The 25,894-nt window shown below is 35.4% G+C and carries 28 protein-coding genes; 2 read left to right on the top strand and 26 right to left on the bottom strand.

Features of this window, described 5'->3' with window-relative positions:
* Nucleotides 1–43 precede the first annotated feature (43 nt).
* From C8C76_RS07445 to C8C76_RS07515, 15 genes are all read right to left on the bottom strand, one after another.
* Nucleotides 44–379, bottom strand: a complete 336-nt coding sequence (locus C8C76_RS07445) for a hypothetical protein (RefSeq protein ID WP_108140185.1) — start codon at nucleotides 377–379, stop codon at nucleotides 44–46.
* 16 nt (nucleotides 380–395) lie between these two features.
* Nucleotides 396–695: a DUF6804 family protein gene (locus C8C76_RS07450; RefSeq protein WP_108140187.1), complete on the bottom strand. Its 300-nt coding sequence runs from the start codon at nucleotides 693–695 to the stop codon at nucleotides 396–398.
* Between the two features lie 307 nt (nucleotides 696–1,002).
* A complete protein-coding gene (locus C8C76_RS07455; RefSeq protein WP_108140188.1) occupies nucleotides 1,003–1,233 on the bottom strand; it encodes a thioredoxin family protein in 231 nt (76 codons plus the stop codon).
* Between the two features lie 101 nt (nucleotides 1,234–1,334).
* Nucleotides 1,335–2,291 carry a permease gene (locus tag C8C76_RS07460; RefSeq protein ID WP_108140190.1) on the bottom strand — a complete coding sequence of 319 codons (957 nt, stop codon included), beginning with the start codon at nucleotides 2,289–2,291 and terminating at the stop codon, nucleotides 1,335–1,337.
* Entirely contained in the window at nucleotides 2,291–2,653 is a 363-nt protein-coding gene (locus tag C8C76_RS07465) for an ArsR/SmtB family transcription factor (protein ID WP_108140192.1), read from the bottom strand. The genes C8C76_RS07460 and C8C76_RS07465 overlap by 1 nt, the downstream gene beginning before the upstream one ends.
* 308 nt (nucleotides 2,654–2,961) lie before the next feature.
* A complete protein-coding gene (pnpS, locus tag C8C76_RS07470) occupies nucleotides 2,962–4,743 on the bottom strand; it encodes a two-component system histidine kinase PnpS (protein WP_108140194.1) in 1,782 nt (593 codons plus the stop codon).
* Nucleotides 4,727–5,416 carry a response regulator gene (locus C8C76_RS07475; RefSeq protein ID WP_108140196.1) on the bottom strand — a complete coding sequence of 230 codons (690 nt, stop codon included), beginning with the start codon at nucleotides 5,414–5,416 and terminating at the stop codon, nucleotides 4,727–4,729. Before C8C76_RS07475 ends, pnpS begins: the two co-directional genes overlap by 17 nt.
* A gap of 57 nt (nucleotides 5,417–5,473) precedes the next feature.
* A complete protein-coding gene (locus C8C76_RS07480; RefSeq protein ID WP_108140198.1) occupies nucleotides 5,474–6,067 on the bottom strand; it encodes a GrpB family protein in 594 nt (197 codons plus the stop codon).
* Nucleotides 6,068–6,559: 492 nt separating this feature from the next.
* Nucleotides 6,560–8,278, bottom strand: a complete 1,719-nt coding sequence (locus tag C8C76_RS07485; RefSeq protein WP_108140200.1) for a Na/Pi cotransporter family protein — start codon at nucleotides 8,276–8,278, stop codon at nucleotides 6,560–6,562.
* A 176-nt stretch (nucleotides 8,279–8,454) separates the two neighbouring features.
* Nucleotides 8,455–8,712 carry a Veg family protein gene (locus tag C8C76_RS07490; protein WP_108140202.1) on the bottom strand — a complete coding sequence of 86 codons (258 nt, stop codon included), beginning with the start codon at nucleotides 8,710–8,712 and terminating at the stop codon, nucleotides 8,455–8,457.
* Nucleotides 8,713–8,829: 117 nt separating this feature from the next.
* The gene (locus tag C8C76_RS07495) at nucleotides 8,830–10,341 is read right to left on the bottom strand and encodes a 4Fe-4S dicluster domain-containing protein (RefSeq protein WP_108140204.1); all 1,512 of its coding nucleotides are present in this window, start codon (nucleotides 10,339–10,341) and stop codon (nucleotides 8,830–8,832) included.
* Nucleotides 10,338–10,577: an NAD(P)H-dependent oxidoreductase subunit E gene (locus C8C76_RS07500; protein ID WP_133530504.1), complete on the bottom strand. Its 240-nt coding sequence runs from the start codon at nucleotides 10,575–10,577 to the stop codon at nucleotides 10,338–10,340. Before C8C76_RS07500 ends, C8C76_RS07495 begins: the two co-directional genes overlap by 4 nt.
* Nucleotides 10,578–10,624: 47 nt before the next feature.
* A complete protein-coding gene (gene rsmA / locus C8C76_RS07505) occupies nucleotides 10,625–11,521 on the bottom strand; it encodes a 16S rRNA (adenine(1518)-N(6)/adenine(1519)-N(6))-dimethyltransferase RsmA (RefSeq protein WP_108140208.1) in 897 nt (298 codons plus the stop codon).
* Nucleotides 11,522–11,642: 121 nt separating this feature from the next.
* Nucleotides 11,643–12,539, bottom strand: a complete 897-nt coding sequence (locus tag C8C76_RS07510; RefSeq protein ID WP_108140210.1) for a Gfo/Idh/MocA family protein — start codon at nucleotides 12,537–12,539, stop codon at nucleotides 11,643–11,645.
* A gap of 44 nt (nucleotides 12,540–12,583) precedes the next feature.
* Complete coding sequence (locus C8C76_RS07515; RefSeq protein ID WP_108140212.1) at nucleotides 12,584–13,351, bottom strand: TatD family hydrolase; 768 nt, start codon at nucleotides 13,349–13,351, stop codon at nucleotides 12,584–12,586.
* A 230-nt stretch (nucleotides 13,352–13,581) separates the two neighbouring features.
* On the opposite strand from C8C76_RS07515, the gene C8C76_RS07520 reads away from it, so the two are divergent.
* Both C8C76_RS07520 and thiI read left to right on the top strand, forming a co-directional pair.
* Nucleotides 13,582–14,730 carry a cysteine desulfurase family protein gene (locus C8C76_RS07520; protein WP_108140214.1) on the top strand — a complete coding sequence of 383 codons (1,149 nt, stop codon included), beginning with the start codon at nucleotides 13,582–13,584 and terminating at the stop codon, nucleotides 14,728–14,730.
* A gap of 14 nt (nucleotides 14,731–14,744) precedes the next feature.
* Complete coding sequence (thiI, locus tag C8C76_RS07525) at nucleotides 14,745–15,965, top strand: tRNA uracil 4-sulfurtransferase ThiI (RefSeq protein WP_108140216.1); 1,221 nt, start codon at nucleotides 14,745–14,747, stop codon at nucleotides 15,963–15,965.
* An 80-nt stretch (nucleotides 15,966–16,045) separates the two neighbouring features.
* On the opposite strand, the gene C8C76_RS07530 is transcribed toward thiI, so the two are convergent.
* The 11 genes from C8C76_RS07530 to C8C76_RS07580 form a co-directional block, all read right to left on the bottom strand.
* Nucleotides 16,046–16,519 (bottom strand): glutathione peroxidase, encoded by a 474-nt coding sequence (locus tag C8C76_RS07530; RefSeq protein WP_108140218.1) that lies wholly within the window; start codon nucleotides 16,517–16,519, stop codon nucleotides 16,046–16,048.
* Nucleotides 16,520–16,606: 87 nt separating this feature from the next.
* Complete coding sequence (locus tag C8C76_RS07535; protein ID WP_108140220.1) at nucleotides 16,607–17,047, bottom strand: MarR family winged helix-turn-helix transcriptional regulator; 441 nt, start codon at nucleotides 17,045–17,047, stop codon at nucleotides 16,607–16,609.
* A gap of 133 nt (nucleotides 17,048–17,180) precedes the next feature.
* Nucleotides 17,181–17,684 carry a KdsC family phosphatase gene (locus C8C76_RS07540; RefSeq protein ID WP_108140222.1) on the bottom strand — a complete coding sequence of 168 codons (504 nt, stop codon included), beginning with the start codon at nucleotides 17,682–17,684 and terminating at the stop codon, nucleotides 17,181–17,183.
* A 149-nt stretch (nucleotides 17,685–17,833) separates the two neighbouring features.
* The gene (locus tag C8C76_RS07545) at nucleotides 17,834–18,736 is read right to left on the bottom strand and encodes a DMT family transporter (RefSeq protein ID WP_108140224.1); all 903 of its coding nucleotides are present in this window, start codon (nucleotides 18,734–18,736) and stop codon (nucleotides 17,834–17,836) included.
* Between the two features lie 192 nt (nucleotides 18,737–18,928).
* Nucleotides 18,929–19,360: a Fe-S cluster assembly sulfur transfer protein SufU gene (sufU, locus tag C8C76_RS07550; protein ID WP_108140226.1), complete on the bottom strand. Its 432-nt coding sequence runs from the start codon at nucleotides 19,358–19,360 to the stop codon at nucleotides 18,929–18,931.
* Entirely contained in the window at nucleotides 19,350–20,624 is a 1,275-nt protein-coding gene (locus C8C76_RS07555; RefSeq protein ID WP_108140228.1) for a cysteine desulfurase, read from the bottom strand. The genes sufU and C8C76_RS07555 overlap by 11 nt, the downstream gene beginning before the upstream one ends.
* Entirely contained in the window at nucleotides 20,596–21,786 is a 1,191-nt protein-coding gene (gene sufD / locus C8C76_RS07560; RefSeq protein ID WP_108140230.1) for a Fe-S cluster assembly protein SufD, read from the bottom strand. The genes C8C76_RS07555 and sufD overlap by 29 nt, the downstream gene beginning before the upstream one ends.
* Nucleotides 21,787–21,796: 10 nt before the next feature.
* Nucleotides 21,797–23,200 (bottom strand): Fe-S cluster assembly protein SufB, encoded by a 1,404-nt coding sequence (gene sufB, locus C8C76_RS07565; RefSeq protein ID WP_108140232.1) that lies wholly within the window; start codon nucleotides 23,198–23,200, stop codon nucleotides 21,797–21,799.
* 115 nt (nucleotides 23,201–23,315) lie between these two features.
* Nucleotides 23,316–24,092, bottom strand: a complete 777-nt coding sequence (sufC, locus tag C8C76_RS07570) for a Fe-S cluster assembly ATPase SufC (RefSeq protein WP_108140234.1) — start codon at nucleotides 24,090–24,092, stop codon at nucleotides 23,316–23,318.
* 180 nt (nucleotides 24,093–24,272) lie between these two features.
* The gene (locus tag C8C76_RS07575; protein ID WP_108140235.1) at nucleotides 24,273–25,346 is read right to left on the bottom strand and encodes an AI-2E family transporter; all 1,074 of its coding nucleotides are present in this window, start codon (nucleotides 25,344–25,346) and stop codon (nucleotides 24,273–24,275) included.
* 44 nt (nucleotides 25,347–25,390) lie between these two features.
* On the bottom strand, nucleotides 25,391–25,705 hold the full coding sequence (locus C8C76_RS07580) for a late competence development ComFB family protein (RefSeq protein ID WP_108140237.1): 315 nt from the start codon (nucleotides 25,703–25,705) through the stop codon (nucleotides 25,391–25,393).
* Between the last annotated feature and the right edge of the window lie 189 nt (nucleotides 25,706–25,894).

Here is a 25,894-nt window from a genome sequence, read left to right on the forward strand (position 1 = left end):
TTTTACTTAATAGTTGATGGAATTAAAGTTTTTATTTCACCCTTTATATTTCCATCCTATTCCATTCATTAGGTGGTATAAGATTGGCGAAAAGATATGTTATTATTATTCCAATAAGTGCGCCATACCATGCTCCTATATTAATATAGAAAGTATAAGCATGAATAACTAAATAAATAAACATAGTGAAGGTATAAATAATATCTAAATATTGCTTAGTTTGTTTCTTAAAAAACTGCATTGGATTCAGAATAATCCTAAATATAATCATCATCAAAGGAAAAGCAATTATTGTAATCCACCAAATCATTGAATATAATTGAATATTAATGACCAAAGATATAAAAATCTCAAATACTAAAACAAATAAAGATAACATTTCAATCCCCCTCTTTTTATTCTTTAAAATTAAAACTTCTAATTAAAAATATCCCAGCAGCAATAACATCTAGAACTTGCCAGACAGATCTCTTTAAATAAAAAGGTAATACAGGATTAAATATTATAACAATTAGTGCAAATAAGGATACATATATGTTATCTTCATTCTGAAATGAAATATATATATTATACATTCCTACTAAAAAAACTGTCCAGCGTAGTAATATGTAATAATTATAAGGTTGTGATTTTAAAGCTAAAATTAATAGAAGAACACAAATTAAATTAATAAACAATCTTGTATACTTTCTCATAAATCATCTCCCTAAAAAATATTCTTAATACATAATTGAAGATAAAGAAAAAAATTCCTTTATTTAAAATAAAAAAACTCCAGCAGGGAAAATCTCCACTAGGGCCATAAAATCGCTTCTATTTTTGCTATTGCAGTAACATTGCAGTAAATCGGGTTATTTGAATTAATTAGACCTGCTATAATGACTGCTATAACAGTAACCTGTCTAAAATATCATTAATCTATTATGTTAACAAAATGTAAACAAATAAAAAAACCGCCCCTAAAGGCGGTTTAAAAAAGTTTATCTTACTTTTTATTATTATTTATACTATTAATTCTTTAATCTCATCTACTGTTGCAACTCTACCTTTAATTTTAACTTCTCCATCAATTCCAATTGCAGGTGTACTCATGATTCCAGCCACTGCTATTTCTTTCATATCCTCTACTTTAACTATTTCTGCCTCAACACCTGTTTCTGCTACAGCTTTTTTTGCATTATCAGCTAAGTTGACACAATTTTTACATCCTGGTCCATAAATAGTAATCTTCATGATTAACACTCCTCAAATTTTAGTTTGTGATTTTATTCTTTTTAACCAGGTCCAAATCGACTTATTTGGACCTGGTACGAATCTACATTTTTGGTACGAATCTACATTATAAAGTTGAACATATAACCTACTCCAATAATTGAAACTCCAACAACTGTTACGAAAACTGTTATCAACTTTGGTTTGATTACCTTGCGTAAAATAACCATTGCTGGTAGTGATAAAGCTGTTGTTGCCATCATAAAACTTAAAGCAGTACCTAAAGCAACTCCTTTGCCCATTAAGGCTTCTACAATTGGAATTGTTCCAACTGCATTAGCATAAAGGGGAATCCCAACAATAACAGCAGCAATTACAGATAAGGGATTATTGGCTCCCGCATATTCAGCCAGCAGTTCAGCAGGTGCATAACCGTGGATTGCTGCTCCTATTCCAATACCGATAATTACATATTTCCAGACCCGACCAACAATTTCTTTAACCTCTGCTTTAGCAAAATCTATTCTATCACTCCAGTCTAACTCTTCTATTTCACTTTCGCCAGCACTGATCTGATAAACATATTCTTCAACCTGTTTTTCCATTCCTAAAGCTTCAATTACAATTCCACCAATAATACCGACTAAAATACCGCTGGCCAGATAAAGTGTACCTATTTTCCAGCCAAAAATTGTATAGAGCATCACCAGGGCCACCTCATTAACTATTGGTGAAGTAATTAAAAAAGAAAATGTGATTCCCAGTGGAATACCTGATTCTACAAAACCAATAAAAATTGGTACTGAAGAACAGGAGCAAAACGGTGTCACAACTCCCAGCAGTGAAGCCATAACATGACCGGTGATTTTTCTATAATTACTTAAAAGTTTTTTTGTTTTTTCTGGGGGAAAATAACTTCTGACAATTGAAATAAAAAAGATCATTATCGAAAGTAAGAAAATAATCTTAGTTGTATCATAAAAGAAGAAGTGAACTGACTCTCCCAGGCGGGTCCCAGCCTCCAGGCCAAATAAATTAAAAGCTACTAAATCAGCAAATCTCTCAAACACTGTAAACACTAACAGCAACCTCCCTTAGAACCTGATTTTATTTCTGCAGCTGTATCTAAAGTATCAATTTTATTTTTTAGCTCTGCTAAATTTAAATCCTCCAATGAACTGGCCTTTAAGGAAATAAGTCTTGCCAGATAACTATCATAAACACTTCTATCTATTGAATAATAAATCCACTTACCGCTTTTCTCTTCCTCTAAAAGCTCAAGCTCTTTAAAATAACTCAAATGCTGAGATACACTGGACTGCGACTTATCCAGTAATTCCTGCAGCTGGCAGACACAGTACTGACCATCCAGGAGCAGTTTTAATATTTTAAGACGATTTTCATCAGCTATACATTTTAAAAAGTTAAGTAATTCTTCCATAAGCACTCCCTCGTTTTCATATTAATATTTACTAATATGATTATATAGTAATATATTTCTCATGTCAACAAAAAGAGTGTATTTTAATTTTTTATGATTTTGAGCACTGTCAAATAAGTAATTTATTTTAATATTAATTTATCACCCCAAAAAATAATGCCTGCTCATATTAACATAAGCAGGCACTAAACTCAATATATTTATCTGTAATGATTGAAAATATTTTAGATAATAATCTTTACTTAACGTCCAAAGCAAAAATCAAATTAACTTTGTGTTTTTATTCACCTGTACCGGGTCCAAATAATTTATTCCGCCATCTTCAAATAAAATGTAAACTCACTTCCGGCTCCTTCACGGCTTTTAACCTGAATATCACTGCCGTGCTGTTTAACGATATTACGGACAATTGAAAGGCCAATACCAGTACCACCTAAAGATCGACTGCGGGCTTTATCAACTCTATAAAACCTTTCAAAAATCCTTTCCTGGTCAGCAGCTGGAATTCCCATTCCATTATCTTTTACCGAAAAATAGACCTTATCACCTTCATGTTCAACTTTAATTTTAACTTCTCCACCGGCAGGAGTATATTTAATTGCATTATCAATTAAATTAATCAGTACCTGCTTAATCTGTTCCCGCACCATATATACAAGTGGTAAATTATCAGCTATTTCAACTTTAAAATCAATTTTTTTGTCTGCTGCATTTTTTTCCAACAAATTAACTACTTTGTCTAATACTTTTTTCGGATCATCTTTTTGTAAGTCAAATGACTGTGACTCAATTTTTGAAAGATTAAGGAGATCATTAATTAAGATAGATAAGCGGTCAGTTTCTTCTTTAATTATCCCTAAAAATCTGTCTCTTGTTTCCTGGTCTTCAATATTACTTTCTAAAAGTGTATCTAAATAACCAACCATTGATGTCAGAGGTGTTCTAAGCTCATGTGAAACATTGGCAACAAAATCATTGCGCACTGTCTCCAACTTCCTCAACTCAGTGATATCAGTAAGCACAATTACTCCACCACTAACATTTTCCTTTTCATCAAGCAGAGGAATAAAGGTAGCCTGAATTATTTTTTCATCCGGATTTTTATATTTAATCTCTCTACTGATACTTTCTTTTTTATCAAATGCACGCTCTAAATACATATCAATTCGGTGGCTGAAAAGCGAGCTGATTAGTTCTTTCCCCTTAATTTTTTCTGCTTCAATATTAAAAATTCGGCGGGCAGCAGGATTAATCAGAGAAACTTTCCCCTCCCTGTCAACTGCAATTACTCCATCGACCATACTCTCTAAAATAGCTTCAATCCGATTTTTTTCCTGAGAGACTTCCGTAATTTTTTCTTCTAATTCTTCCGCCATAAAATTAAACATTCGGGCCAATTTTTCAATCTCACTATTATATTTTCTTACCGGTATTCGTTCAGAAAGTTCGCCTTCTGAAATTTTGGCCGCAGTTTTTGTAACTGTCTCCAGAGGCTTAACTATACTGTTTGTTAAACGCCAGCCAAGAATAATAGTAATTACTGCTAAAATTATAAAGAAAAATAAATAACTTTTAATATCTTCATATAAAACACTGCGGATAAAACTCAAAGGCCTTGCTGTCCTTATTGTTCCCTGCAATTCGTCATTTTCATAAATTGGAATCGCATAATAAAGCATTTCTTCACCAATTGTATCACTAAAACGAATTGAGCTCCCCGACCTTTGATTATTAACAGCCTCCACTACTTCCGGTCGATCGTTATGGTTATCCATCGCCTGAACATTATGATGAGAATCAGAAAGAACGACCCCCTCAGCAGTAATCACTGTAACCCTGGTCTCCGTATTTTCTGACCACTCTGCTGTTTCTTCCTGAAGTGCTGGCTGATTATTTAATAAATTATCTTCTTTAATATCACTTAAAATTAACTTGCTGTAATGTCCCAGACTCAGTCTTTCCTGCTCCAGGTAAAATTCCCGATGATTGGTACTGAAATAATAGAAACTAAAAGCAATAATTAAAAGCTGAATCACTATAAAAATAATTACAAGCCGGTTTTTGATTCCAATATTATTCCATTTTAACAAACTTATATCCCACCCCTCTTACTGTGGCTATATAGTCTGAAGATATCTTTTTGCGCAGACGCCTGATATGTACATCAACTGTCCTTGTATCTCCAGCATACTCATAACCCCAGATCTTTTCTAATAGTAAATCTCTGCTCAGTACACGACCCTGGTTAATTATTAAATAACGTAAAAGCTCAAATTCTTTGGGGGTTAAGACAATTTTCTGTTCCTGATAAATAACTTCATGGCGGGGGATATCGAGTTTCAAATCACCTAAGTCAATAATTTCCTCTTTTAACTCACTGGTGTCAGCTTTAAATTCCTTTATTCTGCGAAAAATCGCTTTTATTCTGGCTATCAACTCCCTGGGACTAAATGGTTTAGTCATATAATCATCCGCTCCCATTTCCAGACCCAGAATTCTCTCAACTTCTTCTCCCTTGGCCGTCAGCATAATTATTGGGATCTGGCGCAGTTCTTCACTTCCACGCATTCGCCTGCAGACCTCCATCCCATCAATTTGGGGCAGCATTAAATCTAGAACCACCAGATCTATTTCATCTGAAAGCTGCTCCAAAGCCTCTCTGCCATCGTCAGCAGTCAGCACCTCAAAACCTGCATTTTCTAGATTGAATTTTATTAGTTCTCGTATATTTTTTTCATCTTCAACAACTAAAATCTTTTCCATTCTAAATCCTCCCGGATTTCTTATTTTAATCATATCTATTTGAAATATTTGTAGATTTTATATTTCTTCTGGCAGATACTTTTCTTGGAATTCTTTTTTTGCTTCAGCTGTATGTTTTTTAATGAATTCAGTTTTAGCTTCAGTATAGCCATCGCGATTATGTTTATATTCTTTTTCTAATTTTTGCTTAAGTTCTCCATACTTTTCTGCTATCTCAGGGTGAGCAATTAAATAATCTCTAAAATATAATTCCTCCCAGTCTCCCAGATAACGTAAGTGAAGGTGAAATACTTTATCTGCAAAGCCTTGGGGAGTATAGCCTTTATTAAAAACTAGATTAAGTTCTTGATCTTCTTCATTTCTATGCATCAGAGTCCAGCCAGCATCTTTTAGTTCAGCTTCAACTTTTGCCAGTTCAGCTTTTCTGCTTATTTCCAGCAAAATATCAACAGTTGGCTTAGCCAGCAGTCCAGGTACTGCAGTACTCCCAATATGATTGATCCGTTTAATATAAACTGCAGGCAAAGCTTCTGTAAGCCCTGCTTTTTCTTCCCGATACCAATTTTTATATTCCGGATTATGTTCTTTTAAAATAATGGGAAAAAGCTGCCACAACTCCTCCAGTGACATCTCAGAAAGTGATTTTGCCATTGTTACCTCCTTAATATAACCCAGCACAGCGGTGCGTCGGACCGCAGCGAGTTAGAAATTTACAATGTAACTATCATTAGAACAATTCGTTAAATTAAAGTATAAATCCAAACTCCAAGTATCTTCCGAGAAAAGGTTTATCTGATTTTGCACTTCAGACGGAATAGCTTTGATTATAATTTATTAACCTAGCATCAAAGCAATTTGCTATACTAAGATTCAAACTCAAATTATAAGTATCCCCCAGAGAAAAGAGTTTTTTTAATTGGCACTTTAGTCGAAACAGGTTTGAGTATAGCTAATTATGAAAAGTTTTTTCCCTGTTTGAACGAAGTGAGTTAGAAAAAACTCATAATTAGCTATCAACGAAAACCGTCGTGAAGACTATGGCCAATTAAAAATAACCCTTTTCTCCATTATAGCAAAAAGAGCCTCCTATAGAAAGGAGGCTCCACCCAAATAAAGCTATTTTAATGTTAAATCTTTGTAAAATTAAACTACATCAACATCCTGAACATCTTTACTAATATTCTCATCTTCATAAATTTCAATTATACTGTGAGCAATATCAGCCATCTGATCACTGATATGTTCTAGATCATCAAGCAGTTCTAAAAGGATAATACCAGAATTGGGGTCACAGCTGTCTTTATCATTACCCTTGATTCTGCTGATGCTTTCATGTCTAAACTGGATCTGCATTTCATCAAGACGTTCTTCTGCCTCTAAAATTTCAGCAGCAATTTCTAAATCATCAGTTTCAATTAATTCTAATGTCTTATCTAAAACATCACAGATAATAGAATATACTTCCTGAATTGTAGCCTGAGCATCAGAAGAAAACTTAAGCTTATTTTCTAAGCGGTTTTCTATTAATTCAGCAATATCATCAGCATCATCAGCAATACTTTCAATATCATCTACAACTGCAAAATACTTATCTAAGGTTCTAATGTCAACATCATTCAATTGAGCCTGAGGAATTTTTTGAATGAAATGTAAAAGTTCTTCTTCCATTTCATTAACAATATCCTCATGCCGTCTAATTTTTTTAATAACGTCTCCATTTCCATCTAGAAATCCATCTACGGATTCACAAACCATATCGCGAGAAATTCCACCCATTGCTACAATTTCTTTTTTTACCTGATCAATTGCAACATAAGGGGTACTCAACATTCTCTCATCAATAAATGTAGTTCCTCTTTTCAGTGTCAAATCTTCTCCAGGAATCATCTTTTTAACTAAATAAACCATAAAACCTGTAAATGGCAGCCAGAGGAATGTATTTAAAACATTAAAAAATGTGTGTGTATTAGCCAGAAGTCTCTCTTCAGATGGATTTATCTGACCAAAAAATCCACTAATACTTAAAATAAGGTTTTCAATCATTACTCCAAAGTCGGGGATAATGTAGAGAAAAGCTATCATAATACTGGCACCCAAAACATTAAATAAAAAGTGGGCTGCAGCTGCTCTTTTAGCAGTCAAATTAGCTCCGATAGCAGATAAAATTGCAGTAACAGTTGTACCAATGTTACTACCTAAAAGAATTGGGATGGCAGCTTCGTAATGAATCGCTCCTGCTGTAACCAGACCTAACAAAATACCAAAGGAAGCTGAACTACTCTGAACAGCAACTGTAACAAATATACCTGTTAAAACTCCTAAAATTGGATACTGAGCAAAACTCTCCATCCAGTTAACAAAAACAACTGAATCTTTGAGGGGTTCCATTGTATCCCCCATAGTTTCCAAACCTAAAAATAAAAGACCAAATCCCAGTAAAACTTGCCCGATATATTGAAACTTTTTACTTTTAGAAAATAAATATGTAAAAGCACCAATTGCTATCGCATGAAAAGCATAATCACCAAGTTTAAATGCAATTAACTGTGCGGTTATAGTAGTACCAATATTGGCACCCATTATTACTCCAACTGACTGAAATAATGTCATTAACCCCGCATTAACAAAACCTACAACCATAACTGTAGTAGCACTACTGCTCTGAATAATAGCAGTAATAATTGTTCCAACTCCAACCCCCATAATTGGTTTTGAAGTCATTGCTGCTAAGAAATGACGCAGTCTTTTCCCGGCGGTTTTCTGGAGACCTTCACTCATCTGTTTCATTCCGTAGATAAAAAGCCCCAGACCACCGAGTAAACCTATAGCCATATCAATTCCCAAGCCTATCTCCCCTTTCATATTTTGAGATTATCCTGTTATTATATTATCTAATTATAGATAATCATCTAAAATGCTGCAGTTTTCAGTTTTTATTAGGAATTATTTACTTTTCTGTAAAACTATATTTAAAAAATAACAGGAAAAAAAGCAGCCACCCAGGGCTGCTCTATTAAATTTATATACTCTATCTAAAATTAAACTCCTATCTTAACTTCATCATCTTTAGATATCACAACTACATCATCTGTTAATAGATCTGAGTAGGTATAAGACAGCCGCCTAATTTGATTGTGATCTTTGATCCTGACTACAAAGACATTCTCATGAGTTTTTTCTAAAACTCCTTCTTTTTCTACAGCTTTTCTTCTGCCACGATTGGCTTTAACACTTACTCGGTGGCCGACAAAAGATTTTACTTCTTCTTTAATTTTATCCAAAACATTTTCTTCCATTCAGATTCACCTCATTTTGAAAACAATTCAAAAATAATTATATCATAAGTTGCTCATTTAAGCAAAACTTATAACTCTTATAAGGACTAATCATAAGAGATGATTCTAAGGACATATTTATTCTTTTTTCTCTTTTTTATTCAGTTTTTCATTTTCAAAAGCAAATTTATATGGCGACTCACCGGCAAATTTATCAACATATTTTGCTCCCCGCTTGGTTGCCAGTAAAGTACCAGGCCCACCAACACAACCGCCCTCACAGGCCATTCCTTCAATCAGATGTCCATCTAAAACTCCTGCTTTGGCTTTGATCAAGGTTTTTTTGCAATCTGCCAGTCCATCCGCCTTAGTTATTGGAGGATTAATATTATATTTTTCTTTTAAATTCTGCCGGATTGCCTCTGCTACTCCACCAGCATTAGCATAAGCGCGGCCATAATAGGAAGCATCTCTAATTTCTTCTTCGGCATCCACTTTTGTCAGCTCAATATCTGCTGCTACAAAAATAGCTGCCAGTTCTTCAAAAGTAATTACAAAATCCACTTCTTCTTTAACTTTATCACTTAAGGCCTCTAATTTTTTGGAAACACAGGGACCGATAAATACAACTTTACTGTCCTCATTATTTTCTTTGACAGATTGTGCTGCAAAAATCATGGGTGAACTGGATTCAGAAATATTATCTTTAACTTCAGGAACATGTTTATCAGCAACATAAGTCCAGGAAGGACAGCAGGAAGTTCCCAGATAGGGTTGTTTTTCCGGAATATCTTCTGCAAATAATTCTGCTTCATGCAGAGAAGCAAAGTCAGCACCCAGGCTAACCTCACGCACCTCTTTCATCCCCAGCTCTTTTAAGGCAGCTACAATTTTTTCAGCAGAGACTAAAGGACCAAACTGTCCAACAAAAGAAGGGGCAATAATTGCCCGCACATCTTCTCCTCTTTTAATCGATTTTAATAGCTGAAAAATCATAGATTTATCTGCAATGGCGCCAAAGGGGCAGGCAATAATGCACTGGCCACAGCTGACACATTTATCCTGATTTATTTTAGCCCGATCATAGTCATCACTTTCAATAGCATCAACTCCACAGGCTGCAGCACAGGGACGCTCATAGTTAACAATCGCCTCATAAGGACAGGCTTCTTTACATTTACCACAGTTGATACATTTTTCCTGATCAATTACTGCTGCATGTTCTTCAATGGTAATCGCATCTACAGGACAGACAATACTGCAGGGATGAGCCAGACACTTGCGGCAGTTATTGGTTACAAAATGAGCGTTAGTTGGACATTTTTCACAGGCAAAACGAATAACATTTACCAGCGGTTCTTTCAGCTGATTATCATTTTTTAGAAAATCTCTAATTCCCTCTGAAAGGAGTTTATGCTCCTGATTTGTTTCATAATCCATTCCGAGGCCCATCCGAACCCGAGCAGCAACTATTGCTCTTTCTTTAAAAATACTGGAACGGTATGTAGCTTCTTCAGTATCAATAATTCTATATGGAATTTTATCAAATTCTTCGCATTCTGCATCTTTGAGAGCCAGTCTTGCCAGCTCCGCAAAGACCATCCGTCGGATTTTTACAATATCTGTATAAATACCCTTTAGCTTGCTCATTTTATCCTCTCCATTACTTTACTGATTACCATCTGAGTCTGAGCTGAGGTGATAAGATCATCATCAACTTTAACTACCGGAGCATTCTTAATATCTCCACACCTGTCCATACATTCAACTCTTTCAATTTTCAGCTGATCTGGATATTCTTCCTGCAGCTCTTCTAGAGTCTCTAAAATATTTAAAGCTCCTACAAGTGAGCAGTGGCTGCCCACACATATCTCTACTTTAACCACTTTTCTGCCTCCTTCCGGGATTTGATAAATATATTTGAAATAATATTTTATTGATTATTTTTTCTCATTTTATAAATCCTGTTGCTGATAGAAATCATTTCGGATATCGAAAGTTTTTCTCCCCGTTTTTTAAGACCAATTCCTTCATCCTCTAAAGCCTTAGTTACAAGATCTCGGTCAAGCGCGATTACAGCTGATTTGCTCAAACTATTGCGTAAGGTTTTACGCCGCTGTTGAAAGATCGACTTTACAACCTGAAAGAAGAATTTTTTATTGATTACCTCTTCCTGATAAATATTTTCCTCATAGGGTGAGAGGCTGACAATAACTGAATCTACATCAGGCTGGGGTATAAAGACTGAGGAAGGCACCTGGTGTACAATCTCTGGCTGCATATGGTACTGAACTGCCACACTTAAAGAACCAAATTTTTTGGTTTCCGGGCCAGCACAGATTCTTTCTCCAACCTCTTTCTGCACCATGAAAACCATCTGCTCCAGTTCAATTTCGCTTTCTAAAACTCCCATAATTATTGGAGTGGTGACATAATAAGGGAGGTTAGCAATTAGCTTTATCTTCCTCTCTTGCGGGTTGTATTTAGCTGCAGTTTCTTCCCAGCTGATCTTGAGTGCATCCTCGTTTAAAAGCTCAAGTTTTTCCTGACCGGCAAAAATATCTTTTAAAACTTCAACCATAGCAGCATCTTTTTCTACTGCCAGCAATTTACCGCTGTCAAGTTTAGCAAGCAGAGCCTGAGTTAAAGAACCAATACCAGGGCCAATCTCGATTACAAATTCATCACCCTTAATATCTGCTGCTGCTGTAATTATATCAATGATATTTGAGTCAATTAGAAAATTCTGACCAAGGCTCTTTTTTAAATTAAGATTGTGTTTGCGGAGAATCTTTTTTGTTTCCGATGGTGTTGCAATTTTATTTTCCATATTAATTTTAAATCATCCTTAATATATTATTTGTTATAATTTTATCACATCTGCTCTATCCAGGCAATAATTGTTGCTCTGATAAAGATAGATGCTTAAAGCTTTAAATAATTGCTGGAGCTTAAGCTTCAATTACTTTCTCTGCCAGACGGTGAGTCAATAAATCTGCAGCCAGCTCATTTTTATTGTTTTCTCCTTTTTTAACTCTTGCCAAAAATTCATTTATCATATCAACAAAACCACGATCATAGCCCATCTTATTCCAACCTGCTGTCTGCGATGTTTTTTCCCCACCGTCAGTGTAATCAATAATTTGAGTTATATTCTTGATTTTCTGTTTCTCTTTAAAGCCCATAACTTCAAGGCTTTCTTCAGTAACCGCATTATCACGGTTCATTATTCCAATGGCAGTATTTTCTCCATTTTTGAGAGTTAATATTACCTGAACTAGTTTATTTTTTCTCTTAATCTTACTAACCTCAAGCTGATCAAGCTCAACTTCTCCCATTAGATATGAAATAGTATCAATTACATGGATAAAGTCATCCACAACAAAGCTGCGGGGCTCTCCTGGCAGCTCAGTCCTATTTTTCTCCATAATTATTGTTTTAGGATCTTTAATTTTTAAAAGCGAACGATAGGTTGGCACATAGCGGCGATTAAAACCGGTCATCAAAATTGTATTCTGATCTTTGGCCAGCCTAATCAGTTCTTCGGTTTGTTCTAAATGATAAGTTATTGGTTTATCAACAAAGGTAGGAATTTCATTCTTCAGCAGTTTTTTTACTAACGGATAATGAGCTTCTGTAGCAGCATGAACAAAAGCTGCATCCAGATCCTCAGCTAGTAACTGATCAAGAGAGGTATAAAGCTGATCAACCCGATATTTTTTCCCCAGCCTCTGCAGAGTACTTTCAGTTCTAGTGCAAAAATATGGCTCTACCTCTTCCAGCTGAGTAATTAAAGGTAAATATGCTTTCTGAGCAATATCTCCCAGTCCAATAATCCCTATTTTCATTTTAGATTCCTCCCGCTTAATTTTTGTTGAAATTTAATTCCAAGTTAAAAATCATAAATTCTTTCAGCATTTTTAGTCGTGATTTCTGCCATTTTTTCAGCGCTAACCCCTTTAACTGCAGCTGCTTTTTTAACAATATGTTCCAGGTAAGCCGGCTCATTTCTCTTACCCCGGTGAGGTGCTGGTGTCAGATAGGGAGCATCAGTTTCCAGTAAAATTCTATCTAACGGCATTTTCTTTAAAGCATTTCTGATCGGTTGAGCACTGTTGAAGGTAATTAAGCCACCAAAGGCTGCATAATAATCTCTCTTTATTATTTCTTCGATTTCACTGGGACCGTACGCATAACAATGAAAAATTAAATTTTCAGCGAAGTCAGCAGTCTGGTCTAATATTTCCAAAGTTTCTGCTGCTGCTTCTCTGGAATGGACTACCATCGGCAGTTCAAGCTCCAGGGCCAGCTGCAGCTGTTTTTTAAAGGCTTCTTTTTGAATTTCTCGCGGTGAATTATCATAATAAAAATCAAGGCCGCATTCTCCAACTGCTTTAACCTTTGGTGAAGCTGCAAGAGCTTTAATTTCGGCCAGACTTTTTTCATTAACTGTATCTGCTTCATGGGGGTGAATTCCAACTGAAGCATAGACAAAATCATGCTTTTCTGCCAGTTCAACCGCCCGGTAACTTCCCGCCAGATCTGCACCAATATTAACTATCTTTTCTACTCCGATTTTCTGGGCTCGTTTGAAAACTTCTTCTCGATCCTGATTGTAATCATCAAAATCAAGATGAGCATGAGTATCTATTAAACGCAAGTTATTTCCTCCTAATTGATTATAAGTTTCAATAAAAATATAATTATTATAGTTCAACCTTTATTATATCACTAGAATTAAAAAAATAAAATAAGGCCAGAAAAACTTAGATTAAATTAGAATAGCTAAATCAAAATAATCTTTTCTTTAAATTTCTGAGCTTAGCGGTTTATTTATTTACCCAATACTGGTATAATAAAAGTTAGTGTTAAAAATTAGGAGTGAGTCTAATGGAAAAAGAAATATATCTAGATAATGCGGCAACTACTAAAGCACTGCCGGAAGTAACAGCTGCTGTAGTAGATGCTTTAGAGAATAATTATGCAAACCCGTCTTCTCTGCATCGTTTTGGTCTGAAATCAGAAAAGATTTTAAAAAACAGCAGAAAAACTATAGCTGACTATCTTGGCGTCAGATCAGAAGAGATCATCTTCACATCTGGCGGCACAGAAAGCAACAATCTGGCAATTAGAGGAATAACTGAAGCTTATAAAAATCGGGGCAGACATTTAATTACCTCTCCTATCGAACATTCTTCTGTGGCTGAACTTTTTAAGGCTCTGGAAAAAGAAGGCTGGCAGGTAGATAGAGTTAAAGTAGATCAAAAAGGACAGGTTGATCTTGACCATCTGAAATCTTTAATCAGCGAAGAAACCATTTTAATCAGCATTATGCAGGTTAATAATGAAATGGGAACTATCCAGCCGCTGAAAAAAATTGCTGAAATCATTAAAGAAAAAAATCCACTCAGCTTTTTCCATGTCGACGGAGTCCAGGCCTTTGGTAAAATATACAGTAATTTAGGTGAATGGCCGGTAGATCTCTATTCGATCAGTGGTCACAAAATACATGGTCCTAAAGGTATCGGTGCTTTATATATCAAAAAAGGTATAGATTTAAAACCTCTAATTTATGGAGGTGGACAGGAAAGAAATTTGCGCTCTGGTACAGAAAATATTCCTGCAATTGCCGGGTTTAGAGAGGCAGTAAGAAAGCTACCTCAATTAACTGCTGAAGAAAATACTGACCAAAAAATGGCTGAACTCAGACATTATCTTTTCAATTCTTTTAAAAAAATTAAGGCGGTTGAAATCAACTCACCTGAGTCTGGGGCACCACATATTATTAATTTTTCTATTCCAGGAATTAAAGGAGAAACTATGCTCCATGCACTGGAAAGTCAGGGAATCTATATTTCAACCGGTTCCGCCTGTTCTTCCAAGAAAAAAGGCAGCCGAATTATTAATGCCTGTGGACTATCAGCAGCAAGAAGTGAGAGCGCACTTAGAGTGAGTTTAAATAGAAATATAACTAAAACTGATTTAGATTATTTTGTAGAAACTTTAAAAGAACAAATTGATTTTCTTAAATTATTTTAATGAGGTGAAAAATTTTGTATGATTTAATAATTATTCGTTACGGAGAAATTGGCCTTAAAGGTGACAACATCAATGATTTTATCTCTCAGCTGGTTTCAAATATTAAAAGGGCAACTGGTGATCTCGGAGATTTTGAAATCAGTACAATTTACGGCCGAATTTTTCTCTATGCAGAAAGTAATAAGATTGAAAAAATTGTAGATAGATTAATTAATGTTCCCGGTATCATTTCCTTAAGTCCAGCTCAGAGATTTAGAATCGGAAAAAAGGTAGCAGACTTTAATGAACAGGACTTTGAAAAATTAAAAAGCAAAGTTGTTCAGCTTTTCAAAGCTGAAGTCAGAAATTATCCCACTACCTTTAAAGTTGAAACAACTCGAGCAGATAAATCCTTTCCCATGGAAAGTCCAGAACTAAATCGGGAACTGGGAGCAGAAATTTTAAGAGAAATTGAAGGACCTGATTCTCCTCTTAGTGTTGATGTGCATCAGCCCGAGCATCTTTTTGAAGTTGAAATTCGCCGGGGAAAAATTTATCTTTTCATCAGGCGGGAAGCTGGTCCAGGCGGGCTGCCGGTTAAATCATCCGGAAAAGCTCTGCTTTTATTATCGGGAGGTATTGACAGTCCTGTTGCCGGTTGGCTTGGTTTAAAAAGGGGATTATCATTAAGTGCAGTTTATTTTAATTCTCCCCCTTACACTTCCGAGCGGGCAAAAGAAAAGGTGATTGATCTGGCTAAGGTTTTAAGCCGTTATGGTGGAGAAATAAAACTGCAGATCCCTTATTTTACAGAAATCCAGCAGGAAATATTAAAAAAATCACCGCGCAGATATACGGTGACAATTATGCGGAGAATGATGATCAGAATTGGCAACAGACTGGCAGCAATGAACAATGAGCTGGCTTTAGTTACCGGAGAAAGTCTGGGTCAGGTGGCAAGTCAAACATTAGAAGGTCTGCGTTCATCTGATGAAGTTGCTGAATTTCCAGTTCTTAGACCTTTAATTACCATGGATAAAAATGATATTATTTCTCTAGCGAAAAGAGTAGGGACTTATGAAATTTCAATCAGACCACATGAGGACTGCTGTACAATTTTTGTGCCTGATAATCCAGCAACTCAGCCTAAACTTGACACTATTCACTTTGGAGAAGAGGATTTAGAAATTGAAAAATTAATTGATAGAGCAATAGAAAAAATGGAAGTTATTACAATTAATGAAGGGGCGGAATAAATAAGTTTTATTTCAGCTGCTTAAAATATTGGTGTTTAAAAAGTTAACGGAGTAGAATAATTCTACTCCGTTTTTTCTAGCTATAATAATTTTTCGATATCAGCTTTTGTTTTTTCTGGTTCAGTTGTGGGTGCATATCTATTAACTACATTTCCTTCCCGGTCAATTAAAAACTTAGTAAAATTCCACTTAATTATTCCTCCCAGCAGTGATCCAGTTTCTTTTTTGAGATAATTAAATAAAGGATGGGCTTCACTGCCGTTAACCTTGATCTTTTCAAACATCTTAAAAGTAACTCCATAATTTAGCTGACAGAATTCCTTAATTTCTTCATTACTACCCGAATCCTGATTGGCAAATTGATTGCAGGGAAAGCCTAAAATTTCAAAACCCTGCTCTTTATATTCTTGATATAATTCTTCAAGCCCCTCAAACTGTGGAGTCAGGCCGCATTCACTGGCAGTATTAACAATCATTAAAACCTTTCCTTCATATTTTTTAAAGTCAATTTCTTGACCCATAATATCATTTGCTTTAAAATCATAAACACTCATCATAATCTCCCCTTTTTCAATTTTATAAAATTTAATTGTGCTCAATCTAAAATTTAAAAATATAAGTTAAACCCTGGTGAATAGGATTTAACTCTTTTCATCAAATTCTGCTAAAATCTTGTCTAAATTCTCTTTCAACTGGAAAAGTGCCTCTTTATCTCCCTCAAAATTTCTATATAATTTTTCAGGAATTTCAACAATTTCTTCTTTTATCTCTTTTCCTTTTTCAGTTAATTTAACCATGACTATCCGCTCGTCTTCTTTAAATCTAAACTTTTCAAGCAGACCCTGTTTAACCAGTTTTTTTACCACAGGCGATATAGTCCCAGAATCAAGAAAAAGCTTTTCTCCTAATTCCTTAATTGAAATTTTCTCTTCTTCCCAGAGAACAAGCATAATAATATACTGGGTGTAAGTTAAGTTATATTTATCCAGTAATGGCTTGTATAACTGAATCACCTTTCTGGATAAAGCATAAAGAGGAAAACAGATCTGATTATCTAATTTTAAAATATCATATTTTTCCATAGTATCACCCTATTCAGTTTCATATAATTAAATTGCGTTCAACTTAATTTATTATACATCTAATTTGATCATTCTGTCAATAGTTTTTTATCAATTCTTGAAAATATTTCTAAGTACCCGGTACCTGGAAATGTTAACCAGTAAAACTTTCTATAACCTGATGGTATTCTCCCTTTGCTTTCATAATATGGCTTAAAATCTCCCTGACTGCCCCATCTCCACCCTTAAAATCAGATACCAGATCAGAAACTTCTTTAACTTCTGCTGCTGCATCTCGGGGACAGCCGGCAAATCTAGCTTCTTTCATTACAGGCAAGTCATTTAGATCATCACCAAGATAAGCTAAATTTCCATAACCAAAATCTTTTTCTTCCATCAATTTCTCTAAAGCAGCTTTTTTATCTCTAACTCCCTGATAATATTCTTCTATTCCCAGCTCAGCTGCTCGGCGGGCCACAACTTCAGATTTTCTCCCAGTCATAATTATGACATCATAGCCCATTTTAATTGCAGCCACTACCATCAGACCATCTTTAACATTAAAAGCTTTAAATTCATTTTTACCGTTATCTAAATAAACTTTACCATCTGTCAGTGTACCATCAACATCTAAAAATATAGTATTAATATTCTTCATCTTATCCCTCCATTGCTAAACAAAAATAGTTGCAGACTAATTTAATTATATGTTTTTAAAAGGCATTCTGCAATGTATATCACGCAAAAGTTAAAACCCCCAGTTTTTAGACTGAGGGTAATCTAAACAAATCATTATTTTTTCAAATTCTAAACTGTACTCTGCTGCTTTTCCTGCTTGAGCTTTAATTTTGCCGCTTTTTCGGCCGCTTCTTTTTCCTTGGCTCGATAATTTAAATAGCCGGCTGAAATAATTAAAACTGCACCAACAACTGAAAAGAAATCAGGAATCTCCTGAAATAAAACAAGCCCAAAAATTGAAGAAAAGACAATATTAGCATAGGTATAAATTGAAAGTTCTCCTGCCTCAGCATGACGATAGGCATTTGTCATAAACATCTGTGCTGCTGCTGCAAATAAGCCTAAAGCTAGTAGAGCCAGTGCCTGCAGAGCTGTTGGAATCACAAAGCTGCCGCTGAGCATAAAAGGAATCATCGCTATAGTTGAAAAAAAGCTAAAATAAAATACTACAGTGGCTGCTGAATCAGTTTTACGCAGCTGCCTGACTAAAGTATAAGCAACTCCCGCAAATAGACTGGACATTAGAGCAATCAATGATGGGATGAGATTAGAATCAAATCCCGGCCTAATAACAAGTATAGCTCCTAAAGCAGCTGTCACCAGGGCAATTAACTGCTTTTTTGTAATCTTTTCTTTTAAAAATAAGGCAGCAAAAATCATTACAAAAAATGGAGACATCTTATTTAAAATAACTGCATCCGAAAGTTTCATGTTTGCAAGGGCATAAAAATAAGCTGCAATTCCTAAAAGCCCAAATGTGCTGCGCAGAATTAAAAGCTTCTTGTTATTACCAAAGAGTGTACTGCCACTTTTTTTAACCAGACTAAATGCTACAAAAATTCCGACTAAGTTCCTAAAAAATATCTTCTCTGCTGTCGGCATATCTCCTAAGTATTTAACGGTAGCTGCCATCAAGGCAAAAAAGAGTGATGATAAAAGTATATATGTTATTCCCTTTTTCCTATTTTCCATTTTTTCCACCTCTTCTTATAGTATTATAAAATTATAGAGTTATTAAAATCTTATCCACAGGTACCAGGTTCAAAACGGCCGTTTTGGACCTGGTACCATGATATTCATTATCATTATTATATAGATTATTTAGCCCTATGTAAAGTAAAAACTCCACCTTTTAGGTGAAGTTTTAAAAATAGTGTTCAAATTTTAATTTCTCTCTTTTAAAGCTTCCTTGAGAGTATGCCAGGAAAGCACTGCACACTTAACCCGGGCCGGCATATTAGAAATATTTTTTAAGGCCATTGCATCTTTAAGCTTCCTTAATTCCTGCTGATCTTCTATATCTTTTTTGATCATAGCGATAAAAGTTTCGACCAGCTCCAGCGCCTCTTCGATACTCTTTCCTTTAATCAGATCAATCATGATTGAAGTTGATGCCTGTGAGATAGCACAGCCACTGCCGGTAAATGCAGCATCAGAGATTGTATTCCCATCAAATTTAAGCTCGAGGGTAATATCATCTCCACAGCTTGGATTATGGCCGTGTTCACTTAGATCAGCATCCTCTAAAGAGTGCTTGTTGCGGCTGTTTTTATTGTGCTCCATTATTAATTCTGTATAGACTGAATCAAGATCCATATCCAAAAACCTCCCTTACTTTCTCCAGGGATTCCAGAAAACGATCCACTTCTGCTTTAGTATTATAAAGATAAAAACTAATTCGGCCGGTAGAATTAAGGCGATAAAATTTCATCAGCGGCTGGGCACAGTGATGGCCGGAACGAATGGCAATTCCTTCACTATCAACTATAGTTGCCAGATCATGAGAGTGAATATCCTTTAAATTAAAAGATATAATTCCACCTCGATCTTCTAAATCAAGTGGGCCAGCTATTTCTACATAGTCCAGCTCCTTCATTTTTTTTAGGGCATACTCTGTTAACTCCAGCTCATGTTCTTTAATTTTATCCAGCCCAATCTCTTCTAAATATTCAACTGCTGCCTCAAGTCCTACTGCTCCCTCTACATTGGGAGTACCAGCTTCAAACTTTTCTGGAAGTGGCGCATAAGTAGAATCCTGTTCTTTAACATATTCTATCATACCTCCACCTTTTAGAAAAGGAGGTAATTCTTCTAGCAGCTCTTTTTTACCGTAGAGAACACCAATTCCCATTGGCCCCAGCATTTTATGACCGGAAAAAGCATAAAAATCTGCATCCAAATTCCTAACATCGGTCTTAAGATGAGGAGCACCCTGCGCCCCATCAACTATAACTAAGGCACCTATTTGGTGGGCAAGTTCTGCCATTTCTTTAACCGGGTTAATAACTCCACTCACATTGGACATCTGAGAGATACTGAAAATCTTTGTTTTCTCTGTCAGCTTTTCTTTCAATTCAGAAAGTGGGATTCTGTAATTTTCATCAGGATAGAGATATTTCAACTTTAAATTTTTCCGCTCAGCCAGCTGCTGCCAGGGAAGAATGTTGCTGTGGTGTTCAAGCACAGAGATTAAAATCTCATCTCCTTCTTCAACCAGAGCTTCCAGGCTGTTTGCCAGCAGATTTAGTGACTCCGTGGTGTTGCGGGTAAAAATAATCTCTTCTGACTTTTCGGCATTAATAAAATCTCTAACCTTAGCTCTCGCGTTTTCGTAGGCTTCAGTTGCCCGTACACTTAAAGTGTGAGCTCCCCGATGTGGATTAGCGTTAATTGTACGATTATAATTATCTACTGCATCTAAGACAGAAACCGGCTTTTGAGTTGTAGCTGCATTGTCAAAATAAACCAGCTCTTTACCATTTATCTGCTGATCTAAAATTGGAAAATCAGCTTTATATTTTTTAGCAAATTCCTGATTTTGTTTTTCTTCTCTAACTGCGGATTCTAGTTTTGACGTCATTGATAACACTTCCTTTGAGGTCATTAAGCGGTATTTTATCAAAAATTGGGTTAAATGAAGCTTCTACCATCAGCTGTTTAGCTTCAGCTTTTGTCATCCCTCGGCTCATTAAATAAAATAGACGCTGCTCATCAATCTGACCCGCACTTACAGCATGTTCTCCTTCCACATTATCTTCTTCAGAAAATAGGGCAGGAATTGAATCAGAATCCACTGTTTTATCTAAAAGCAGTACTTCTTCTCGTTCTGATCCCTTTGACTGACCGGCACCTTTTTGAAAATATAGATCTCCTCTAAAAATTTTCTGAGCCCTGTCTTTTAAAACTCCCTTTGACTCAATTTCACTGCTGCTGTGGCGCCCCTGATGATTCATCTTAAATCCAAGATCCATTTTTCGTTCACCATCTGCAAAATATACTGAACTAATGCTGGCTCTGCTGCCGTCATCCATCAGAGTGTTTTCATTATTAGTTACTGAATTTTTTGCTCCCAGTTCAATCGGAATCCAGTTGAGCTCTCCCTGGTTGGAAACAAGAGAAATATTGCTGTCAAAATTATCACTCTGGTCATTGAAACGCTGTACTTTAACAATATTTAAAACAGCATTTTCCTTAACTATAACCCGAGTTAAGCCATTATGAAAGGCCTTTAAATTTTGATCCTGCATTCTGTAATCAATAACAATAGTCAGCTTAGAATTTTCCTCAGCTACAATTAAATTATTATCTATTAAAACCGGGTTCTCCTGATCAAGTTCATAAAAAATCTCTACAGGAACCTTCAACTCCACATTTCTGGGCGCTTTAATAAAAAGACCGGTATTATAAAACGCTTCTGCCATTGCTAAATATTTCGGGTCAAGTCCCTGATTTCCCTTTTCAACCTTTTTATCTTTAAATTGTTCTAAATAATTAATAATTTCTTCTTCATTATTTAGATTATCTGTCATTTTTTTGATCAGCAGTTCCTGCTGCCATTTTTTCTCTTTTAAATATTCCTTATTATAGGGGCTGTATTCTGGAAACTGATAATCAAATAATTTTATCCTTTTAAAGTCACTTTTAGTCAGGTTTTCATAAAGATCATAGCTTTCTCTTCTTCTGCTGCTCAAAAGTTTTGACTGGCCGGTAGTTAAATTATCTACTAATTTTTTATTATACATTTCATATCACCTATCCTATAGTACCTTCGAGTTCAAGGTTGATTAGATTATTCAATTCAACTGCATATTCTAAGGGAAGTTCGCTGGCAATCGGCTCCACGAAACCACGAACAATCATTGCTTTTGCTTCTTCTTCACTAATTCCTCTGCTCATCAGATAGAAAATTGCTTCCTCACTAATCCGACCAACTTTTGCTTCGTGACCGATATCTATATCATCAGTCTGCAGCTTCATTATTGGCAGTGTATCTGATTTAGATTCATTGTCCAGCATCAGTGATTCACAGGACACTGAAGCCTTTGCTCCGTGGGCATTATCAGTTGCCTTAAGCAGGCCTCGGTAATAGGCATGTCCGCCGTCTTTAGCGATCGAGCGGGAATTGACTGTAGAAGTAGTATTGGGAGCTGCATGGATCACCTGAGCTCCTGTGTCCAGATACTGTCCTTCAGCAGCAAAGGTTACACCGGTAAATTCCGCTCTGGCTCTGGCTCCTTTTAAAATACTCATTGGATAAAGCATCGAAACCTTTGAGCCGAAAGAACCGGAAACCCATTCAATAACTCCATCTTCTTCCACTAAGGCCCGCTTGGTGTTCAGATTATACATGTTTCGGGACCAGTTCTCAATTGTACTATAGCGCAATTTTGCACCTTTATTAACAAATAATTCTACAGCACCTGCATGAAGATTATTAACTGAATATTTTGGGGCTGAGCAGCCTTCAATAAAGTGAGCATTTGCTCCTTCTTCTAAAATAATCAGTGTGTGCTCAAACTGTCCTGATCCAGGTGCGTTCTGACGGAAATAGGACTGCAGCGGTATATCTACATCTACTCCTGCCGGAACATAGACAAAAGACCCTCCTGACCAGACAGCTCCATGCAGAGCTGAAAATTTATGATCATTAGGTGTGATTAATTTCATAAAGTGTTCTCTAACTAAATCTTCGTGTTTTTTAACGGCATTTTCCATATCCATATAAATAACGCCCTGTTCAACCAGCTCTTCTTTTAAGTTGTGATAAACAACTTCAGAATCATACTGGGCACCTACTCCGGCTAAAGATTCTTTTTCCGCCTCTGGAATCCCCAGAGCATCAAAAGTATTTTTAATCTCTTCCGGAACCTGATCCCAGTCACTCTGAAGATCAGCATCTGGTCTCACATAGGTGATAATATTATCCATATCTAAATCTGAAATATCTGCTCCCCAGGTGGGAACCTCTTTTTTCTGATATATTTTTAAAGCCTTCAGCCTGAATTCAAGCATCCATTCCGGTTCATCTTTCTCCCTGGAAATTTCTCTGATCACTTCAGGAGTCAGACCTTTTTGTGCTTTATAGCGGTGTTTTTCTTCATTTTTCTCATCGTGAAGACTCCGGTCAATATCTTTGACTTCTGTCTTATCGCTCATCTTAAAACCTCCCTGTTCTGAAAACATTAAGCGTGGTGTTTCTGTGATATTAAATCCCCCAAAAATATTTTATCTATGAGATTCAGTATAAATTATATTTAACTAAAAATTCAGCTTAACAATTAGTTTTAGAATTACTTTCATCTAAAATTTCATCTTTATATTCAGCATAACCTTCTTTTTCAATTGCTCTTGCCAGTTCCATATCTCCAGATTTAGCAATTCTACCGTCAACCAGTACATGTACATAATCCGGCTGCAGATAATCTAAAATCTGATTATGGTGAGTAATTATTATCATTGCATTATCTTCAGAAGCAAGTTTTTTAATCCCCTCAGCGACTGTTTTTGTTGCATCAACATCAAGTCCAGAATCTGTTTCATCTAAAATTGCAAGTTTAGGTTCTAAAACTGCCATCTGCAGAATTTCATTTTTCTTTTTTTCTCCACCAGAAAAACCCTTGTTTAAATAACGATCTGCATAGGACTGGTCAATATCCAGCAGGTTCATTTTCTCTTCCAAAAGAAACTTGAAATCAAAAATACTCTGCTGTTCACCACTGACTGCAGTTTTAGCAGTACGCAGAAAATTTTCCACAGTTACTCCCGGTATTTCCTGAGGATACTGAAATGATAAGAAAATACCCTTTTTTGCTCTTTTATCTACTGCAAGCTCATTTATATTTTCTCCCTCAAATTCAATTTCACCATTTATAATTTTGTGTTCAGGATGCCCCATTAAAACATTGGCCAGAGTCGATTTCCCGGCACCATTGGGACCCATAATTACATGAATTTCACCCTTGTTAACTTCTAAGTTAATTCCATTTAAGATTTTTTCTTCTTCTACCTTTGATTCCAGATTACAAACTTTCAGCAATTTTTTATCCATAATCTATGTCATCTCCTTTATTAAAGTTATCTGCTCAGCATTCTGCTATTTATATCCTACAACATTACTCAACTTTAGTCAAGGATTTAGTTGAAAAAGTAATTTAATTTACAATAAAAAAAAGATGGTACCGGGTATCTGGAAATAATTTCCAGGTACCCGGTACCAATAATGTTGCCTTTAAATTTCTTTTTCAATATATTTTTTCCTAAAAAGCAGTCTTAAAACTACATAAAAAGGAACTGCGGTCAGTGCTCCGATAAATCCAAATAAATAGACTCCAGATAAAACAACAAATAATACTACAATCGGATGAATCTCCAGTCTTCTCCCCTGGACCAGAGGTCTAATTACATTTCCTTCTAAGTATTGAGCAATTAAAATAATAACCAGAACTCCTAAAAATAAAACCCAGCTATTTGTAACTGCAACAAACACAGCCGGCAGACTGCCAAAAAAAGGCCCAATGATAGGTATTAAAGAAGTAATCATAGCTATCAAAGAAAGAACGACTGCATTGGGAAGTCCGATAATTAAAAATCCAATGAGCATTACTACCCCAAGGAAAAAAGCAACCACCAGCTGTGAACTAATAAATGTAGAGAGAATTTGATCAACTTCAACAGCCAGTTTTTCAACTTTTCTTTTTTTGGGTTCTGGAACTAAGAGCATTAGATTATTAAAGATCTGCTTATCATCTTTAAGGAGATAAAATAAAACAAAAGGAATCAGCAGTAAAATCAAACCAAAGTTTGTAATCGAGCTAAAAATACCCATATAATTATAAGAAGAAATTCTCTGGGCCAGATTATTGGCATAAGAAAATATTCGTTCTCGTAAATTTAAGTCATCTAAAAAAGCCTGATCAAAATCTATATATCCTCTTAAGCTTTCAATTATACCCAGAATAAAATTATAAATATAATTATAATTTCCGCTTACACTCTGGCTCAGTTCTTTACCCTGTTCGTAAATAATACTGCCGCCAAAATAGAAAACTATTGTTAAAATACTAATTACAGCCAGAAAGGAAATCACAATTGACAGCGCCTTATTTTTTATCCACTTGTGCAGAAATCTAACCAGCGGCCTCATTAAATAATACAAAAATGTACTGAACAAAAGCGGCAGCAGCACAAAGCTGAGCACTGAAGTTAATGGTGCAGTGAAATATGGTATCTGACCAGCTAAAAAGATTATAATCAGAAAAATTATTATTCCATGTCCTATCTTAAAAAAACGCTCATTAAACATAAAAATCTCTCCTAAAATTATTTTCTTTTATACCTCTTAAGTCTCTATTTATTATTATGATGATGCTCATTTTCAGATACAACCTTTATTGCTCTGGTAACCACAGAAAGAACATCAACTGAATGCTGCTGTTCAAGTTCTTCACTTTTAGAAATAACTTTTCCTTTAGATGTGGCAACATACTTAGCTGGCAGACGGTTTAAGGCATAGCTTGCCATATCCAGCAGACATTCTTCATCTTTGCAGACATCTTTAAATTCTTCTCTTTTTAACATTTTAGCCAGAGTTTCTAATACAACCTCTTCAGTTATATTATTCAATCTTGTTTTTAAATTTTTAAGATCTTCATTTTTCAACATATTTATACCCCCTGTTAATTTTTTGCATAATTACCAATAACTCTAATTTAAATTCAAAATTTAATTTAGTATAGAATTCCACTCTCTAATTATTAACCTGAATTATTCATAGCAATCACGAAATAAATTATCAGCCCTGATATATCAACTTCTATCAAAATATTGTTTTCACCCGGTGGGTGAAAGATT

Origin of the sequence: Halanaerobium saccharolyticum, assembly GCF_003053565.1 — a bacterium.
Classification (GTDB): Bacteria; Bacillota; Halanaerobiia; order Halanaerobiales; family Halanaerobiaceae; genus Halanaerobium; species Halanaerobium saccharolyticum_B.

Excerpts from the sequence above, each read along its gene's own strand:
- C8C76_RS07445 (WP_108140185.1), bottom strand. The coding sequence starts at position 379 with ATGTTATCTTTATTTGTTTTAGTATTTGAGATTTTTATATCTTTGGTC.
- C8C76_RS07450 (WP_108140187.1), bottom strand. The coding sequence starts at position 695 with ATGAGAAAGTATACAAGATTGTTTATTAATTTAATTTGTGTTCTTCTA.
- C8C76_RS07455 (WP_108140188.1), bottom strand. The coding sequence starts at position 1,233 with ATGAAGATTACTATTTATGGACCAGGATGTAAAAATTGTGTCAACTTA.
- C8C76_RS07465 (WP_108140192.1), bottom strand. The coding sequence starts at position 2,653 with ATGGAAGAATTACTTAACTTTTTAAAATGTATAGCTGATGAAAATCGT.
- C8C76_RS07475 (WP_108140196.1), bottom strand. The coding sequence starts at position 5,416 with ATGGAAAAGATTTTAGTTGTTGAAGATGAAAAAAATATACGAGAACTA.
- C8C76_RS07480 (WP_108140198.1), bottom strand. The coding sequence starts at position 6,067 with ATGGCAAAATCACTTTCTGAGATGTCACTGGAGGAGTTGTGGCAGCTT.
- C8C76_RS07485 (WP_108140200.1), bottom strand. The coding sequence starts at position 8,278 with ATGAAAGGGGAGATAGGCTTGGGAATTGATATGGCTATAGGTTTACTC.
- C8C76_RS07490 (WP_108140202.1), bottom strand. The coding sequence starts at position 8,712 with ATGGAAGAAAATGTTTTGGATAAAATTAAAGAAGAAGTAAAATCTTTT.
- C8C76_RS07495 (WP_108140204.1), bottom strand. The coding sequence starts at position 10,341 with ATGAGCAAGCTAAAGGGTATTTATACAGATATTGTAAAAATCCGACGG.
- rsmA (WP_108140208.1), bottom strand. The coding sequence starts at position 11,521 with ATGGAAAATAAAATTGCAACACCATCGGAAACAAAAAAGATTCTCCGC.
- C8C76_RS07510 (WP_108140210.1), bottom strand. The coding sequence starts at position 12,539 with ATGAAAATAGGGATTATTGGACTGGGAGATATTGCTCAGAAAGCATAT.
- C8C76_RS07520 (WP_108140214.1), top strand. The coding sequence starts at position 13,582 with ATGGAAAAAGAAATATATCTAGATAATGCGGCAACTACTAAAGCACTG.
- C8C76_RS07530 (WP_108140218.1), bottom strand. The coding sequence starts at position 16,519 with ATGAGTGTTTATGATTTTAAAGCAAATGATATTATGGGTCAAGAAATT.
- C8C76_RS07535 (WP_108140220.1), bottom strand. The coding sequence starts at position 17,047 with ATGGAAAAATATGATATTTTAAAATTAGATAATCAGATCTGTTTTCCT.
- C8C76_RS07540 (WP_108140222.1), bottom strand. The coding sequence starts at position 17,684 with ATGAAGAATATTAATACTATATTTTTAGATGTTGATGGTACACTGACA.
- C8C76_RS07545 (WP_108140224.1), bottom strand. The coding sequence starts at position 18,736 with ATGGAAAATAGGAAAAAGGGAATAACATATATACTTTTATCATCACTC.
- sufU (WP_108140226.1), bottom strand. The coding sequence starts at position 19,360 with ATGGATCTTGATTCAGTCTATACAGAATTAATAATGGAGCACAATAAA.
- C8C76_RS07555 (WP_108140228.1), bottom strand. The coding sequence starts at position 20,624 with ATGACGTCAAAACTAGAATCCGCAGTTAGAGAAGAAAAACAAAATCAG.
- sufD (WP_108140230.1), bottom strand. The coding sequence starts at position 21,786 with ATGTATAATAAAAAATTAGTAGATAATTTAACTACCGGCCAGTCAAAA.
- sufB (WP_108140232.1), bottom strand. The coding sequence starts at position 23,200 with ATGAGCGATAAGACAGAAGTCAAAGATATTGACCGGAGTCTTCACGAT.
- sufC (WP_108140234.1), bottom strand. The coding sequence starts at position 24,092 with ATGGATAAAAAATTGCTGAAAGTTTGTAATCTGGAATCAAAGGTAGAA.
- C8C76_RS07575 (WP_108140235.1), bottom strand. The coding sequence starts at position 25,346 with ATGTTTAATGAGCGTTTTTTTAAGATAGGACATGGAATAATAATTTTT.
- C8C76_RS07580 (WP_108140237.1), bottom strand. The coding sequence starts at position 25,705 with ATGTTGAAAAATGAAGATCTTAAAAATTTAAAAACAAGATTGAATAAT.